Origin of the sequence: Clostridium algoriphilum (assembly GCF_020443705.1) — a bacterium.
In the GTDB taxonomy this organism is placed as follows: domain Bacteria; phylum Bacillota; class Clostridia; order Clostridiales; family Clostridiaceae; genus Clostridium_AD; species Clostridium_AD algoriphilum.
In genome coordinates this window covers 1-14,867 of record NZ_JAIZZK010000003.1, presented here as the reverse complement: position 1 = coordinate 14,867, position 14,867 = coordinate 1, and the positions used below count along the sequence as shown (strand labels likewise).

Genomic DNA, 14,867 nt, shown 5'->3' with positions numbered 1-14,867 from the left:
GTTCATTAGCAACAGAGATTGTTGCTTCTCTTCCAAACTCTGTAAGGTGCCTGACCCTTGGAAATAGTTGCTAAAGGGTAAATGAAGTGAAAAATCGGTTAATGACATAGCATGCAACTATTTAAATAAGTTAATAGAAATACTGAGAATTAATTTATTTCAGTTATATTCTTTCATCTATTGAAACAAGAGGTACGAATGATGATAAAATTATTAAGGAATCATTATAAATAGAACATTTTTTATGGGTGAAGTAGTGATAAGTCCTATGAATTTAACGTTTTTCTATAGCAGTTACGAATTTATCATGAATTTTGCTGCAGATAACTTCTAAGTCATCCTTACAATAATCACCCTCTGTTGCTGCGATATCGCAATAGCATGTAAATTTACCATCAGCATAATAATGTCCTGGTGGAAATGACATAATTTTGTACGTAAGACCAATTAAATTTTTCGCTTCACTTGCAAATATGATTTTACCTGATTCGGAATAACCATAGAAGAGAGGACGGATTCCAATTGGATCTCGTGCTGCAATGAAACTGTTCTTTTTTCCATCGTAGATGATAGTTGCGTATTCTGCATCTAATTTTGAAAACATATCTAGCCCATATTCATAGTACATTGGAAGCAATATTTTGCAATCACTATCAGAAATAAACTTATGTAAGCATCTCAATATAATCATATAGAAAATAAATACATTAAAAAAGGATTGTCAGAAAGATGGAATGACTTTGGAGAATTTAAAGTGCAAAGAGATTGTTATAGTGCCTTTCTTATAATGAATGTTAAAAGTAATTTAAAAGAAATAGATAGAGAGTTATGTTTTAAGGAATTTGATAATTTTAAAATGCTACATGACAAGGAAATATTAAGGTTGCAAAGTAGTGAGTATAGAGCAAAAGTAGTATGGGAATATAAAATGAAATAAAATGGTTTTGATATGAGCCTTATACTATCGTTAATTTGTCCATTGGGATAATTGATAGTGGAAGTTTTAGAAAAATTAATCAGTTCTTGTATCTTGTAATTTATTAGATCCTTAATAAATGAGAGTATAGGAGAAGTTAATCTATCTAAGAACCCCATGCCTTTAGGCGTGGGAGTATCAGCAGTAGTTTTAAATGTTGTACTAAAAGCTATTGTAAAGTTACAAGGGTACAACTCTGCAATTCAAATTAGAGAAAAATGCAAAAAAAAGCAGAAAGGAATGTTTATAGAGAACAACCTTCTGCTTTTCAAATTTGTGAAATGGTGTCTTATTAAGAATACCATATTATGTAAAAACTGTAAAGGGAATAACTATAATATATGAACTGAACCACTAAAAACGGACATTGTAAAAATACCCCCCCAATTGTAGGATAATAAAACTATGATTGGGGGTATTGTTATGTCAGCAGTAAAAGGCAAAAAACAGTTTGGTTCTGCAATTATAAATGAAGTTAAAGAAATGGTATCACAGGGAAAAAATAGATGATTATATTTATTTCTACAACTATGAGTGTATCCAACTAAAAACAAAACTGACACCATATGAAAAACGGTGTCAGAAGAGTATTTAGAAGACAATAGAGATGTAGAGATTGATATAGAGTAAAAGCCAAGAGCATGCTTGACGCTATTGGGAAACAGGAATCTTAAGACGCATACCTATTATAGATGATTTCTGTTATACCATAACCCAAAGAACAGATAGGGCTCCGAACGCTGGAGAGCACAGGGGTGTTCTGACTCTGATTTCTTAGCTGCAGCAAGCGTTAGTTCTAGTTTATAAGCAAGCTGGTAATTCAATACCAGTAACTATATTTGAACAAATAATAGAAAAGGAGAGTCAAATGAGAGGTGGAAGATATTTAAAGCATTATGGTATCTAATGAATCTAAGCGTAGTTATAGGGGTGCTAATATGGGAAAATAACAAGTAACAATATGATATGACAAGAACCAATTTACAATTAATACCACATACTATATTGAAATGGAGAACGATACTCTTTGAATAAGATATTATATAAATAAAATAAGGAGGCTTTTATTGTGAAAACTAAAAAGAAATGGAGTTTTTGGTTAGACAATAACAGTGGAGTTACCATTCTTTGACGTGCAGCTACAATCATTATTCTTGGCATTGGCTTATTAATATGAGTGGCTTTAGTTATAAATTCTATTGCAAGAATTGGTAATACTTATAATGATCGACAATTATAAATCTAGTTTATTCTAATTAAGGGAGCTAATAGCATCCTTAATTTTTATACCTATTAATATAAAAGGAGATTTATTAATGAAAGTATTAATGGAAATATTAATGAGAAGAAAGTCTAAGTTAATTATTTTAGCCGTTAGTGTGGCACTATTACTTATAGGAACAACAACATTTGTTACAGTGAAATACAGAGAGAATGTTAAAAAAACTCAACAAATCAAATCAGAACAAGCAAATAAGATAACAAAAGCCAAAAGAATAGCTGATAAAGTTATAGCAGACAAAGCTATAGAGGATAAACGAATAGCAGATAAGATTACTGCAGATAAAGTAGAAGCTCAAAGGATTGCAGATAAAAAAATAGCAGATAAAGTATCTGCTAAAGTAGAAGCTACAATAATAGCTAACAAGAAGATATCAGATGAAAAGTTACGAGTTGCTAAATTAAATACAGGATTATCATTTGACCAAGCTTTAATATTAGGTAACAAATTAGTTGCTGGAGAAAATTGTGTATTGAAGCTTTGGTCTTACAACACAGAATGGATTAATGGTGGTGAATTTTATGTGTACGAAATGGATGATTACAATTACGTAGATCAAGGTTATGATTGGCATTTAGCTATAAGTAAAAAATCTGGTAAAGCTTTTAGGTATAGTGTTGATGGCAAGTTATATGATTATCATCCAACTGTTACATCTTCTAATACTATTGACACAACACCTTACCAGGCAGGAATGACACTTGATGAAGCTAAAGAAATAGGCAATAATTTAAGAGGTGAGTATATAGACTCTTCTACTCAATTATGGCCAGTATATGATTATACAGTAGTAATTAATGGTGGAGATTTTTATGTATTCGATATTTATAATGAATTTAGAGGAGACGACAAAGAAGGAGCTCCTTGGCGTTTGTGTATAAGTAAAGCATCAGGCAAAGCTTTTAAACAACTTCAAGATAAGACACTACGAGATTATAAATAAATACTTAAGGGAGCTAATAGCTTCCTTTTTTTATACCTATTAATATAAAAGGAGATTTATTAATGACTAAAAATCAGCAAATTCACTTCGTTCATAAAAATCCCCGGGGGCCGTGAACAAATTGTGATAAATTTGTTTTGCTACTGAAATTATAGCCGATGTCATTGTATCCGAAAATGAATATGGTAATATATCTAACAGCTTATGGTTGAAAACAAATGAAAATTTTAAAGATTATACTTGAAGTAGGGACAATCTATGGGGTTGCCTTTTCCTCTAGTTGAGGATTAATGCTTTTAACAACAAGATACGAGGAAACAGATAAAACTATGGAGTGAAAGTTATGGGGTAAATCATCTAAAGGTTATATTTGTACATTGCTTAAACATATATTTAACATGTATCTAAAGTGATGTCTTTTATTTAATGGGGGAGTAAAAAATGTTGGATATAATTTACTATAATGAAGAAGCAAATAGAAGCTTACTTCAATAGTTGTTAATCCTGAATATCAAGGTCATGGAGTTGGAGGCAGTTTGTTAAAATATCTTTTCGAAGATCTTAGGATAAAGGAAGAAGCAGGAATTATTACAGAAAGTATACTTGCAGATACAGTATCTAAAGGAGGCTATGAGACCGCTACATAAATCTAATACCTTAGAAAGAAAGCATAAAACTACTATAGAATTGACAATAGAAAAGTACTATAATGACACGGCCCCAAGTGAAAGAGGGTTTTATAAAAAGGGTGAAGAACATAGATTTGTTGAAGAAAAGCATAAAAATATGAATGAAATGTAGAGGTGTAATAATGTATAGTGATTATGATAATGGATGTGTTAAAGAGATACAATCAAAGATTGGTATCAATGAGAAAAGAGCTCTAAAATATTATGAAGCTAATGGCCGTGATATAGAAAAGACGCTAAAGGATATTAAAAATAAAATTGATTTAGGAATAATTGAAGTAATAGGTTCTCGGACAAGTGGAATTATCTATGGAAATGTCAGCAATGCAAGTACATTGTATGGTATGGATAAATTTAATACCCCTAGAGGACATGGGTTTGCGGCAGAAAGAGCTAATCATATTTATGATAAGTTAACAGGAAAAGACGCAAAGATTGTTGGAGATGATAATGCGAAATTTGGTGCAGACAGAGTAGTTAATGGCGTTAATATTCAGTCGAAATATTGCAATTCTGGTTCTAAATGTATCCAGGAGTGTTTTCAAGATGGAAAGTTCAAATATCTTAATCCAGATGGTTCACCAATGAAAATTGAGGTTCCATCTGATAAATATGATGCTGCTGTTCAATCGATGGAAAATAGGATTAAGAATGGAGAAGTTAATGGAGTAACAGATCCTAATGAGGCAAAAAATATTGTTAGAAAAGGTAATTTCACATATGAACAAGCAAGAAATATTGCAAAGTTTGGTACAGTGGAATCGATAACGTTTGATGCTGTGAATGGTGCAATTATTGCAACTGCTGCTTTTGGTATAAGCACGGTATTAACGTTCGCAACTTCTATTTGGAATGGTGATGACTTTAATACTGCTTTAAAATCTGCAACATATTCAGGATTAAAGGTCGGCGGAATTACATTTGTTACAGCTGTCTTAGCTAGTCAATTATCTAAAGCAGGGTTAAACAGTGCTTTAGTAGGGAGTTCAGAAGCTATTATTAGTATTATGGGTCCCAAGGTATCAGCTATGTTAGTAAATGCCTTTAGAAGTGGAACTAATATTTATGGAGCTGCAGCTATGAAAAGTGCATCTAAAATGTTAAGAGGTAATGCCATAACCGGCGCTGTTTCTGTTGTTGTATTGTCTTCAATGGATGTAGTTAGCATTTTTAGAGGCAGAATTTCAGGAGCACAATTGTTTAAAAATGTTGCAACTTCAGCAGCCACAGTAGCGGGTGGTACTGCAGGCTGGGTAGGTGGAGCTACTGCAGGAGCCGCGGCTGGTTCCTTTGTCCCTATAATAGGGACTGCAATTGGAGGATTTATAGGAGGATTACTTGGCTCATTTGCTGCTGGAAGTGTAGCAAGTAAGGTATCAAACACGGTTCTTAATGAATTTATTCAAGATGATGCAAATGAAATGGTGAATATTATAGAAAAAGTATTTACTCGAATTTCTGAAGACTATTTGTTAAATCAAAAAGAAGCAGAAGCTATTATAGATAATTTAAAGGGTGATTTGACAGGCTCAACACTTAAGGACATGTTTGCAAGTTCTAGTAGAAATGAATTTGCAGAAAAATTATTGATGAATCACGTTGAGAGTGAAGTTAAAAAACGTAAAATAATAAGAATGCCTTCAAAGGAAGATATGCAAAAGGAATTGCTAAGTGTTCTTGAAGATATATCAGACAATATGGCTATTGCATAAATATATACTAATACAATTGAAAAAACTATCTAACTAAATAAGGAGGATTTATAATGAAAACAGCCCTAAAAGAAAGAAACGATGTAGATAAATCGCTTACTTGGGATTTATCTTCACTATACCAAACAGAAAAGCAATATAATTTAGCTATACAAGGTTTAGAAGAACTTACGGTAGAGATAGAAAAAAACTATAAAGAAAAATTAAATTCAGCTAGTATTATAAATGAGTGCTTGGATAAAATGAGATTGGTAATGGAAAGTGAAGATCTTGTAGCAAATTATGCGAGTCTTGCAGTTTCTACAGATCAATCTAATGTAGAAAATCAAGCTAGATATATGAAGTCTATTAACATATTATCTGATTTAGAAAGCAGACTAAGCTTTGTAGAAAGCGAAATTAATGAAGTAGATGAAAAAATAATTGATGAAGCAATTGAAGAATCGAAAGAAAACAGCAATTATTTGGGGGAAATAAAAAGAGTTAAAAAACATTCATTACACCCAGAAGTTGAAAAAGTATTATCCGCTTTATCTGGAACACTAGATTCTGCTTATTCCACATATGATACAACTAAATTAAGTGATATGGATTTTGAAAATTTCACTGTAGATGGCACTGAATATCCTCTTAGTTTTGTACTTTTTGAAGATGAATGGGAATATGAGACAGATACTAAAATTAGAAGAGCAGCTTTTAAAGCTTTTTCTTCAAAACTGGGAGAATATAAACATACAGTATCAGCACTTTATCAGACGCAGGTTCAAAAGGAAAAAACATTAGCAACACTTAGAGGATTTGATTCTGTTATAGATAGTTTATTATTTCCTCAACAGGTAGAGAGAAAATTATATGATAGACAAATAGATATAATCATGGAAAAGCTAGCACCGCATATGAGAAAATATGTGAAATTGCTCCAAAAAATTCATAAAATTGATGAAATGACCTTTGCAGATTTAAAGCTTGAAGTAGACCCAACCTATGAGCCAACTATATCTGTCGAGGAATCAAAGAAATATGTTGAGGGAGCATTATCAGTATTAGGTGAAGATTATGTAGAAATGATAAAAAAAGCTTATGATGAAAAATGGATCGACTTTGTTAAAAACAAAGGAAAATCAACAGGTGCCTTTTGTGCGACTCCTTATGGTAGTCATCCTCTAATTTTAATATCCTGGTCTGAGAAAATGAAAGAAGTATTTGTACTTGCTCATGAATTAGGCCATGCAGGTCACTTTCAGTTAATTAATGAGAATCAAAATATTTTTAATGCGCAGCCGTCATTATATTTTATAGAAGCACCATCCACTATGAATGAAATGCTTATGTCAAATTATCTTATGAAAACAAATGATGAGCCTAGATTTAAGAGATGGGTTTTATCTTCTATGATTAGCCAAACTTACTACCATAACTTTGTAACGCATTTATTAGAGGCTGCTTATCAAAGAGAAGTTTATAAAATAATAGATGCAGGTGGAAGTGTGCAAGCCACAAATCTTAATGAAATAAAAAAAGGCGTGCTAGAAAAATTCTGGGGAGATTCTGTGAAAATTGTTGATGGTGCAGAACTTACATGGATGAGACAGCCACATTATTATATGGGACTTTATCCATATACATATAGTGCTGGACTTACAATAGCTACGCAGGTAAGTAACAGAATTTTAAAAGAAGGGCAACCAGCTGTAGATGACTGGAGAAAAGTATTAAAAGCAGGAGGAACTAAAACACCGGTAGAACTTGCTAAAATGGCAGGAGTAGATATAACAACAGAAAAACCGATATTAGATACTATAGAGCATATAGGAAATATAATTGATGAATTAATAAAACTTACAGAAGATATGGAGTAAAACTAAAAGGGATTTCTGAATAGGGAATCCCTTAAAAAATGCATTTTTATTGTATTTAAAAATCACTTTCATCTGGAACTATAGCACTATAAAGAATACGATCTCTTGGTTTTGCGAACCAAGGTGTTACTTCATCATTCCATATATTAAAGTGTTTAGTTTTTGTATGTTCATCAACAGCTTCTTCATTCTTATAGACCTCATAGAACATAAAACTGCTTGGATCATCTTTACATTGCAACACATCAAAACGTATAACTCCATGTTCTTTAATCGAATTCTTTTGATTTTCTATTGTTGCCTCTATAAATGCGTCTATGCGCTCCTCTTTTATAAACATTTTTACGCTTTTAATTATCATTATACATCCCTCCAGTAAATTCTAATAAGCTAATAATATAGCATAGACAAGTTAAAGACAATCCTAAAAGACTTTTTTATTCGAGACTATTTAGCAACCTCAGTCACAGGCTTCTTCGAATAATTCCCCGGGGGACATTAACAAATTGAAAACACAATTTGTTTTGCTAATAGATTAGGGAAAATAATTGACTATCAAATTCCACTTAAAAATAGCAATGAAGATAAAGGAGTGGGGAAGATAGATTTAATATCTAGAATTGATGAAGAGTTTGATAGTGAAATAAAAACAATCAATTAAATTGTAAAATCCTAGATTTAGAAATTATCGTGTGTCCAAACATAATTTTATAATTGGAGGGGAATTGATGAGCATGAATATAATATATACATCTAAGGATAAAAAAACTAGTTTTGCTATTGCAGGTGGAAACCATCCTATAACTTCTTTTAAAGAAATGAGATTTACCGATGAACAATTAGATGATTGCCTTACAAAGGAGGAAAAATCACAGTATCTTGATGCAAAAAAATACGAATATTGGGGAAGTCTACCTCTTTTTTCCTCTCTTTATTCATTTATTTCAGAAGATAAACCTGTGATTTTATATACTGCTGAAGATGGAGATTGTGATACATGTTTACAAATATTTTTGAAATATGGGGAGGGTCAAAGACCTAATTTAAATGAATTGGCAGATATGAGAACTTGTATGGATGATTATGATGGTGATATTAATGTGGCGATTAAGAAAGTGGAGGGTTTGATGGAGATAATGTTTCCACAAAAACTCTACGAATTCGAACAGGGTACTGGTATTATGGGAGATTTAAGTGGTGACTTTACTTGGGACAAATATCAAAGTCATAATTATCTTCCAGGTGCGAGTCCATGGTCACAGTTGAATATGTCTTTTGACAGCAAAAGGGTAATCTCTCTTATAGCTTCTCAGCCAGTAGATGCGTATTCAGAGGAACGGGTGGAATATTACAGACAACAAATAAGAAATGGAAAAAGATTAGGATGTATTGTTTATGAAATAGAACATATTTCTAATTATGCGATAATTCTTGATGGTCATCATAGAGTGCTTGCCTCTATGCTTGAAGGTGTATTCCCTGATTGTCTCATGATTTCTTCAGCAGACTATAAACTAGTAACAAAGAAAGAACAAACAATTTTAAATTTACAGCCACCAACAAGTATAACTAAAAAGAATCCTGGCATACCGAATTTGTCAGAAAATATATTAGAGATTTTAAGAAATAATATAATTGTTAATAAAGATATCTCAGCAGTAGAAAAGCTTAATCATTACAAATATTATCGAAGTAAAATTAAAAAAGACGATATGCATTTTCCAAAGAGATATGAAACTGCAGCTAAAGATATGATATCTAAAGTTAATGACATGTTGTTTGATTAATAAATGTTAATATTAGTGAAATGGGAGATTGGGGAATACTTCATTTAGTTTGTGGAGCTTTTAAGGGTCAATCATTATCTGGACAATTTTCTGTGGTTGAAGGGCTAGGAAGTCAAACTGAAGCAATGTTAAAATATTTGAATAAAGAGAAAAACCCAGAACAAGTTGCATTAATGAGCAAATTTACTATGAGTACTACACTTTGTGTTAATATACAAGTGTAGACTTTTTTTGCTCAACTTCAGAATACGAGCCTATTCAAAGTGCGACATACTCTTTTGAAAAAGGATTGGTAAACTAAAAAAAAGAAAACTAAGGAGGATTACTATATGAAATGTCCATATTGTGATAAGGATATGTTAAAAGGCGACCTCTACGGAAATAGAGTAGAATTAAAGTGGATAGCAAAAGATGCACATAAGGGCATAATGCATGCTTTAATTAGAAGTGGATGCCCTAAAATAGAAACTTACAAATGTATTCACTGCAATAAGTTCATAAGTAACATTCCTGTTGAAGGGCTTCAATAAGAATAGTTCTCACTTCAAATATATTATTCATTATAAATAAAAAATGCAGAGAAAAATTTCTCTGCGCAGGTGAGTAGTTGAAAAATAAAGTTAAAGAATTACGAATAAGCAAAAATATGACACAGCAACAATAGCTGACTTGGTTTTCGTTTCAAATAGAACTATTATCTCTCTTGAAAAACAGAAGTATAATCCATCTATTATGTTGGCATATAAAATTGCACTTGTAGTAAGTATTAAAAGGAACAATCTTCAACCTACATTACTATATTATATTATATTACTAATATAGGTTGGAGGATTTTGAATGACATTAGCAGTTAATATTATTGGAAAAGATTACTTAATTATGTCAATTGATAGTAGAGAAACAATTACAAGAGCAATGCTAAAAACAAATGATGGTACAATTTCAATAGAAACAGCCTATAATGATGATAAAGAAAAAATTCATATTTTACCCAGTAATAATGTTGTTTCTTTTGTTGGTAATTTAAGCATGAGTAAGTCTTGTAATGAAGTAGATGATATATTATATACAGTAGTAGATATAAATGAATCCATTTTAGGACTTACAAATAGTAAATATTCAAAAACATTAACATTTCAACAGACCGTTGATTATTTTAAATTAAGAGTTCCAATTATTTATAAAGATTTCGATAAACTAGGGATTTTTATTGGGGGGTATAATAATAGATGTAATCTTAGTTTCTTAAAATTTTGTAATGGTAAATTAGATAAAACATCACTTTGGTATCGTGATAATCCAGGTGCTATAAATATTAAAGGTACATATGAAGAGGAAGCTAAATCATTTCTACGTAAACAATTTGGGGAAAGTGAGAATGCAACTCTAAATTATATAGGGCAAAAATATATTAAGAATCTTAACGAGGTGGATGGTATAAAACTTTGTGATTCGATAATTAATTTTATCAAAGTTTTTTGTAGAGGTGTAGAGGAAGATAAAAAATATGTAGGTGGTGATGTAAAAACTATTATAATAAATAAACATGGTGTTAGAAGATGGCGTCCAGAGAGTCATAGATAATCATCTACGTTATTGTTTCGGAATTAAAACCCAATGGAATAGGATTAAATTCAAATTCAATTGCTGTAATCTGTCTCGTTATAATACTGCTCATATATTCATCCCTCTTTCTTTTATAAGCCCATATAATATCGTATTCGCATAGGTTCAAGTTTCTTGAGACACTACCAACGAACACAAAAATCACCTATAAATTAATATAGATGATTTTTATGCTATGAACTAATACCTATTTTAAAGAAGTATAAGAAATTTTCCTTTTATTGTTAATGTTGAGCAACAATATGATATTAACAATCATAGCACCAGCAATTTTTAATATTTCTTGCAATGAACTCAACTCCTTTATTAAATGGTTTCATATAGTGGCGGGTTTTAATAATTTGATTGTAGTTATTTGTTGTTTTTTCATCATTCCAATTTCAAAACTAATTTTATTTAAACTTTTACTTAACCTTCGTTCTCTATATTGAAAATTTAAACAATTAAGATTGATAGCTAATAGCAAAGAGGATTAACAATGTAGTTAATACTAAAAATGATGTCGCAATAATAGTAAGTACTATTAAAATATTAAATGGTTTAATATATGTTTTATTAAATTTATTTAAAATTCTACCAACTTCCTCAACTGAAACCACGTTATCGGGGTTGTCCTCAGCAAATTTTTGCATATCTATTAGAAAATCTTTTTTTCGTTTATTTGTAATAATTATATAATATATAGAAATTATGTAAAGAAACACAGAGATACTTAAAATGATTATGACGATTAACTTTAAGTTTATAATCTTACTTCACCTACTCTCATACAATCTATTATTATAAAACCTCGCTTCTTAATAAATTACAAATGTGCAACAATTGCTCATTACGATTATACCATATATTGTAATGAGCAACATAGAAACATAATCGATACATACAAAGTCTAAATTACTACAATATATATTGATTATATTCCCTTTTATTAATAAAAATATAGAAAAAATACAAGTAAAATGTAATGTTTTGTAATTTTATGTAGTTTTTTTCGTAGTTTTTATGATATTATAATGTTATAAATGTTTCCAATTTCTTAAGCTAATACAATATATTATATGTGGTAATAAATAGGGGTGGGGCAAACATGAATACATTAATAATTAAAAATATCAACAAATTAGACGTAAAAAAAATGGTGATAATGACTGTACTTGTATCTTTAGCAACATTAGGAGTAGCATTTACTGGTACATTCTTAATTGGAGCAGCATTAGGAGTCTATTTAATAATATGTCACAGATAAGGTCAAGAATAATACTTCATTTTATTGAAACTAAGTATAAGTTTATTGTTAGAGATTTTATAATAAAAGAAGTTATTGAAAAAACAACATAGTTTTGGTTATACTTATGAGTTTTTTATTTACTCAATATAATCAAAGATATTTATTAAAATCAGCAGTTTTTTCATATTTCAAATTAGTTAATGATTATAAACATTGTATAATATCTATTATATACAAATTATTACCGCTACAGATTTGTATTATTATTGTTACAACTATTCTGATTAATAGTATGACTAATATTAGTGAATTTCTTATGTATATCGGTGTAAATGTGATAGTAGTGGTTTTGTCTGAAAAAATGAAAACAATAACAATCCTTTTTTTCTCTTTCTGGTTATTTCCACTTATAACAATAATATTTAGTTTAATTCTGGGGTATCAGCCTACTAATAATAACACTGCATATAACAATATAAATTTTTCGAAAATATTTGTAAATAATATATTAATGTATATTTTTATTATTTTAACTGGGTATGTACATAAAGTTGTTCCACTTTGTTTATATGTGATAAATTTAATTAAGTTTGGTTTTATTTTTAGTATATCTATATCAACTATTGGAGTAATTAAATCGGTTACTTTAATTGTACCACACGGAATTTTAGAAGTTATAGGATTTTGTGTAGCAGTATATATAGGAACAAATCTAAAAAAATTAAAGAATGAAAAAAAGACTATTGCAATAGGGGCTGTGTTAATTTTAGTAGTTGCAATAATAGAATCGTATATTATCATGGCTGTGCGGAAAGCCCACTCCTTTAGGTGTGGGATGAATAGCATAACAAACATAAACTATATTTGATATTGTGTATAAATATAGTATAAACATACATAAATCGTGGCACAATAAGATTATGGAAAACAAATATAAAACAACTAAAACGACGGTTTCTTTAATTAATTATCATTTTATATTTTGCCCAAGATATCGTAGAAAAATATTCTTAATACCTAATGTTGAAGAAACTTTTAAACATATGGTTAAATATGTATGCGAGGAGATAGAAATTGAAATTATTGCATTAGAGTGTGATAAAGACCATACGCATATGTTTTTAAATTGTCCTCCATCATTAAGTCCTTCAGATATTATGCAGAAAATAAAAGGTGTAACAAGCAGAGTTTTGAGAGACGAGTTCTTAGAATTAAGGAAGATGCCTAGCCTATGGACTAGAGGCTATTTTGTATCAACTGCAGGAAATGTAAGTAGTGTAGCGGTAAAGAAATATGTAGAAAATCAAAGAACTAGATATTAAAAAGTGAGGTGAGTATCATATCAAATTATATTTTAACATTAAAATTAAATACCGAAATATATCAAGAAGATATATTAAGTAAAAGATTAGAAATAAGTAGAAGTATTTATAATAGTTGTTTAGGCGAATTATATAAAAGATATTATCATATGAAACAATCCAAAGAATATATTAAAGTTGTTAAGATGATAAAAGGGAAAGAACGTAATAAAAATTTTAACAAATTTAATAAGAAATATGGTTTGACAGAATATTCACTTCATAAATATGTAAAGACTATTCAAAAACATTTCAAAGAAAATATTGATAGTTTCACTTCTCAAAAAATGGCTACAAGATGTTTTAATGCTTTTCAACAATTAATGTTGCATAAATGTTATAAAGTTTATTTTAAAAAATATGCCGAGGTGAATAGTGTTGAGGGAAAATCAAATAAAACCGGCATTAGATTTATAGATAATAAATTAAAGTGGAATGGATTAGAAATAAATTCTAACATAAATGAAAATGATGAATATGCACAAATATCTTTATTGAATAAGATTAAATATTGCAGAATAACAAGAAAATTTGTTCGAGGTAAATATAAATATTATATTCAACTTATATTGGATGGAGTACCTCCAATTAAATATAATAAAGATACAGGGGAAGTTAAAAACATTATAGGTAAAGGGAATGTAGGACTAGATATTGGAACACGTACTCTAGCAATATCAAGTAAAAACGAAGTTAAATTATTAGAATTATGCTCTGAGATAGAAAATATAGATCATAGAAAACTAATGTTACAAAGGAAACTAGATAGGCAAAGAAGAACAAATAATCCTAATAATTATAATGATAATGGAACAATTAAACACGGCATTAAATTAATTTGGATTAAGTCTAAGAAATATATTAAAACCCAAAACGAATTGAGGGAAGTACAAAGAAAACAAGCATGTATAAGAAAGCAAAGTCATGAGAAATTAGCGAGTTATATAATAACTCTAGGAAATAGAGTACTAGTTGAAACCATGAATTATAAAGGACTTCAATTAAGATCAAAAGAAACTACCATTAATAAAAACGGTAAATTCAATAAAAAGAAGAGATTTGGTAAAAGCTTATCAAATAAAGCTCCAAGTTCTTTTTTAACAATTTTAGATAATAAACTAAAATGGTATAATACCGAATTAATTAAAATAAACACTTATATAGTGAAAGCATCTCAATATAATCATATAGAAAATAAATACATTAAAAAAGGATTGTCAGAAAGATGGAATGACTTTGGTGAATTTAAAGTGCAAAGAGATTGTTATAGTGCCTTTCTTATAATGAATGTTAAAAGTAATTTAAAAGAAATAGATAGAGAGTTATGTTTTAAGGAATTTGATAATTTTAAAATGCTACATGACAAGGAAATATTAAGGTTGCAAAGTAGTGAGTATAGAGCAA

The 14,867-nt window shown here is 29.7% G+C and carries 17 protein-coding genes and 2 pseudogenes; 16 read left to right on the top strand and 3 right to left on the bottom strand.

Translation table 11 applies throughout. The features are described 5' to 3' along the window. Positions 1-277: 277 nt before the first annotated feature. Positions 278-670: pseudogene (locus LGK95_RS03680) on the bottom strand (asparagine synthase B); the annotation flags it as partial. An 84-nt stretch (positions 671-754) separates the two neighbouring features. Here LGK95_RS03680 and LGK95_RS03675 point away from each other — a divergent pair. The 7 genes from LGK95_RS03675 to pepF all read left to right on the top strand — a co-directional run bounded on the left by LGK95_RS03675 (position 755) and on the right by pepF (position 7,461). After that, a complete protein-coding gene (locus LGK95_RS03675; protein ID WP_226122344.1) occupies positions 755-937 on the top strand; it encodes a hypothetical protein in 183 nt (60 codons plus the stop codon). 156 nt (positions 938-1,093) lie between these two features. Then, the gene (locus LGK95_RS03670; protein ID WP_226122343.1) at positions 1,094-1,321 is read left to right on the top strand and encodes a hypothetical protein; all 228 of its coding nucleotides are present in this window, start codon (positions 1,094-1,096) and stop codon (positions 1,319-1,321) included. A gap of 971 nt (positions 1,322-2,292) precedes the next feature. Then, positions 2,293-3,201, top strand: coding sequence for a hypothetical protein (locus tag LGK95_RS03665; RefSeq protein ID WP_226122342.1), 909 nt, complete (start codon positions 2,293-2,295; stop codon positions 3,199-3,201). Between the two features lie 491 nt (positions 3,202-3,692). Further along, a complete protein-coding gene (locus LGK95_RS22780; protein ID WP_226122827.1) occupies positions 3,693-3,848 on the top strand; it encodes a GNAT family N-acetyltransferase in 156 nt (51 codons plus the stop codon). Next, the gene (locus tag LGK95_RS03655; RefSeq protein WP_226122341.1) at positions 3,832-4,002 is read left to right on the top strand and encodes a hypothetical protein; all 171 of its coding nucleotides are present in this window, start codon (positions 3,832-3,834) and stop codon (positions 4,000-4,002) included. The genes LGK95_RS22780 and LGK95_RS03655 overlap by 17 nt, the downstream gene beginning before the upstream one ends. Then, entirely contained in the window at positions 3,992-5,602 is a 1,611-nt protein-coding gene (locus LGK95_RS03650; RefSeq protein WP_226122336.1) for a hypothetical protein, read from the top strand. The genes LGK95_RS03655 and LGK95_RS03650 overlap by 11 nt, the downstream gene beginning before the upstream one ends. A 53-nt stretch (positions 5,603-5,655) precedes the next feature. Beyond that, positions 5,656-7,461 carry an oligoendopeptidase F gene (gene pepF / locus LGK95_RS03645; protein WP_226122335.1) on the top strand — a complete coding sequence of 602 codons (1,806 nt, stop codon included), beginning with the start codon at positions 5,656-5,658 and terminating at the stop codon, positions 7,459-7,461. Between the two features lie 55 nt (positions 7,462-7,516). Here pepF and LGK95_RS03640 read toward each other — a convergent pair whose 3' ends face one another. After that, entirely contained in the window at positions 7,517-7,822 is a 306-nt protein-coding gene (locus LGK95_RS03640; RefSeq protein ID WP_226122334.1) for a putative quinol monooxygenase, read from the bottom strand. Between the two features lie 367 nt (positions 7,823-8,189). Between LGK95_RS03640 and LGK95_RS03635 the strand changes: the two genes are divergently transcribed. The 5 genes and pseudogenes from LGK95_RS03635 (at position 8,190) to LGK95_RS03615 (ending at position 10,832) form a co-directional block, all read left to right on the top strand. Beyond that, positions 8,190-9,248 (top strand): hypothetical protein, encoded by a 1,059-nt coding sequence (locus LGK95_RS03635; RefSeq protein WP_226122333.1) that lies wholly within the window; start codon positions 8,190-8,192, stop codon positions 9,246-9,248. 20 nt (positions 9,249-9,268) lie between these two features. Beyond that, on the top strand, positions 9,269-9,472 hold the full coding sequence (locus tag LGK95_RS03630; RefSeq protein WP_226122332.1) for a hypothetical protein: 204 nt from the start codon (positions 9,269-9,271) through the stop codon (positions 9,470-9,472). Between the two features lie 105 nt (positions 9,473-9,577). After that, positions 9,578-9,778, top strand: a complete 201-nt coding sequence (locus LGK95_RS03625) for a PF20097 family protein (RefSeq protein WP_226122331.1) — start codon at positions 9,578-9,580, stop codon at positions 9,776-9,778. A 77-nt stretch (positions 9,779-9,855) separates the two neighbouring features. Then, positions 9,856-10,070, top strand: a pseudogene (locus tag LGK95_RS03620) (helix-turn-helix transcriptional regulator). A 15-nt stretch (positions 10,071-10,085) separates the two neighbouring features. Continuing rightward, on the top strand, positions 10,086-10,832 hold the full coding sequence (locus LGK95_RS03615) for a hypothetical protein (protein ID WP_226122330.1): 747 nt from the start codon (positions 10,086-10,088) through the stop codon (positions 10,830-10,832). A 485-nt stretch (positions 10,833-11,317) separates the two neighbouring features. Here the strand turns inward: LGK95_RS03615 and LGK95_RS03610 are convergent, their stop codons facing one another. Then, the gene (locus LGK95_RS03610; RefSeq protein WP_226122329.1) at positions 11,318-11,506 is read right to left on the bottom strand and encodes a hypothetical protein; all 189 of its coding nucleotides are present in this window, start codon (positions 11,504-11,506) and stop codon (positions 11,318-11,320) included. A 455-nt stretch (positions 11,507-11,961) separates the two neighbouring features. On the opposite strand from LGK95_RS03610, the gene LGK95_RS03605 reads away from it, so the two are divergent. From LGK95_RS03605 to LGK95_RS03590, 4 genes are all read left to right on the top strand, one after another. Continuing rightward, the gene (locus LGK95_RS03605; RefSeq protein WP_226122327.1) at positions 11,962-12,120 is read left to right on the top strand and encodes a hypothetical protein; all 159 of its coding nucleotides are present in this window, start codon (positions 11,962-11,964) and stop codon (positions 12,118-12,120) included. A 274-nt stretch (positions 12,121-12,394) separates the two neighbouring features. Further along, positions 12,395-12,970, top strand: coding sequence for a stage II sporulation protein M (locus LGK95_RS03600; RefSeq protein WP_226122325.1), 576 nt, complete (start codon positions 12,395-12,397; stop codon positions 12,968-12,970). 52 nt (positions 12,971-13,022) lie between these two features. Next, the gene (gene tnpA / locus LGK95_RS03595; RefSeq protein ID WP_226122323.1) at positions 13,023-13,424 is read left to right on the top strand and encodes an IS200/IS605 family transposase; all 402 of its coding nucleotides are present in this window, start codon (positions 13,023-13,025) and stop codon (positions 13,422-13,424) included. Positions 13,425-13,432: 8 nt separating this feature from the next. Beyond that, the coding region (locus LGK95_RS03590; RefSeq protein WP_226122321.1) for a transposase at positions 13,433-14,867 on the top strand (1,435 nt) is incomplete at its 3' end.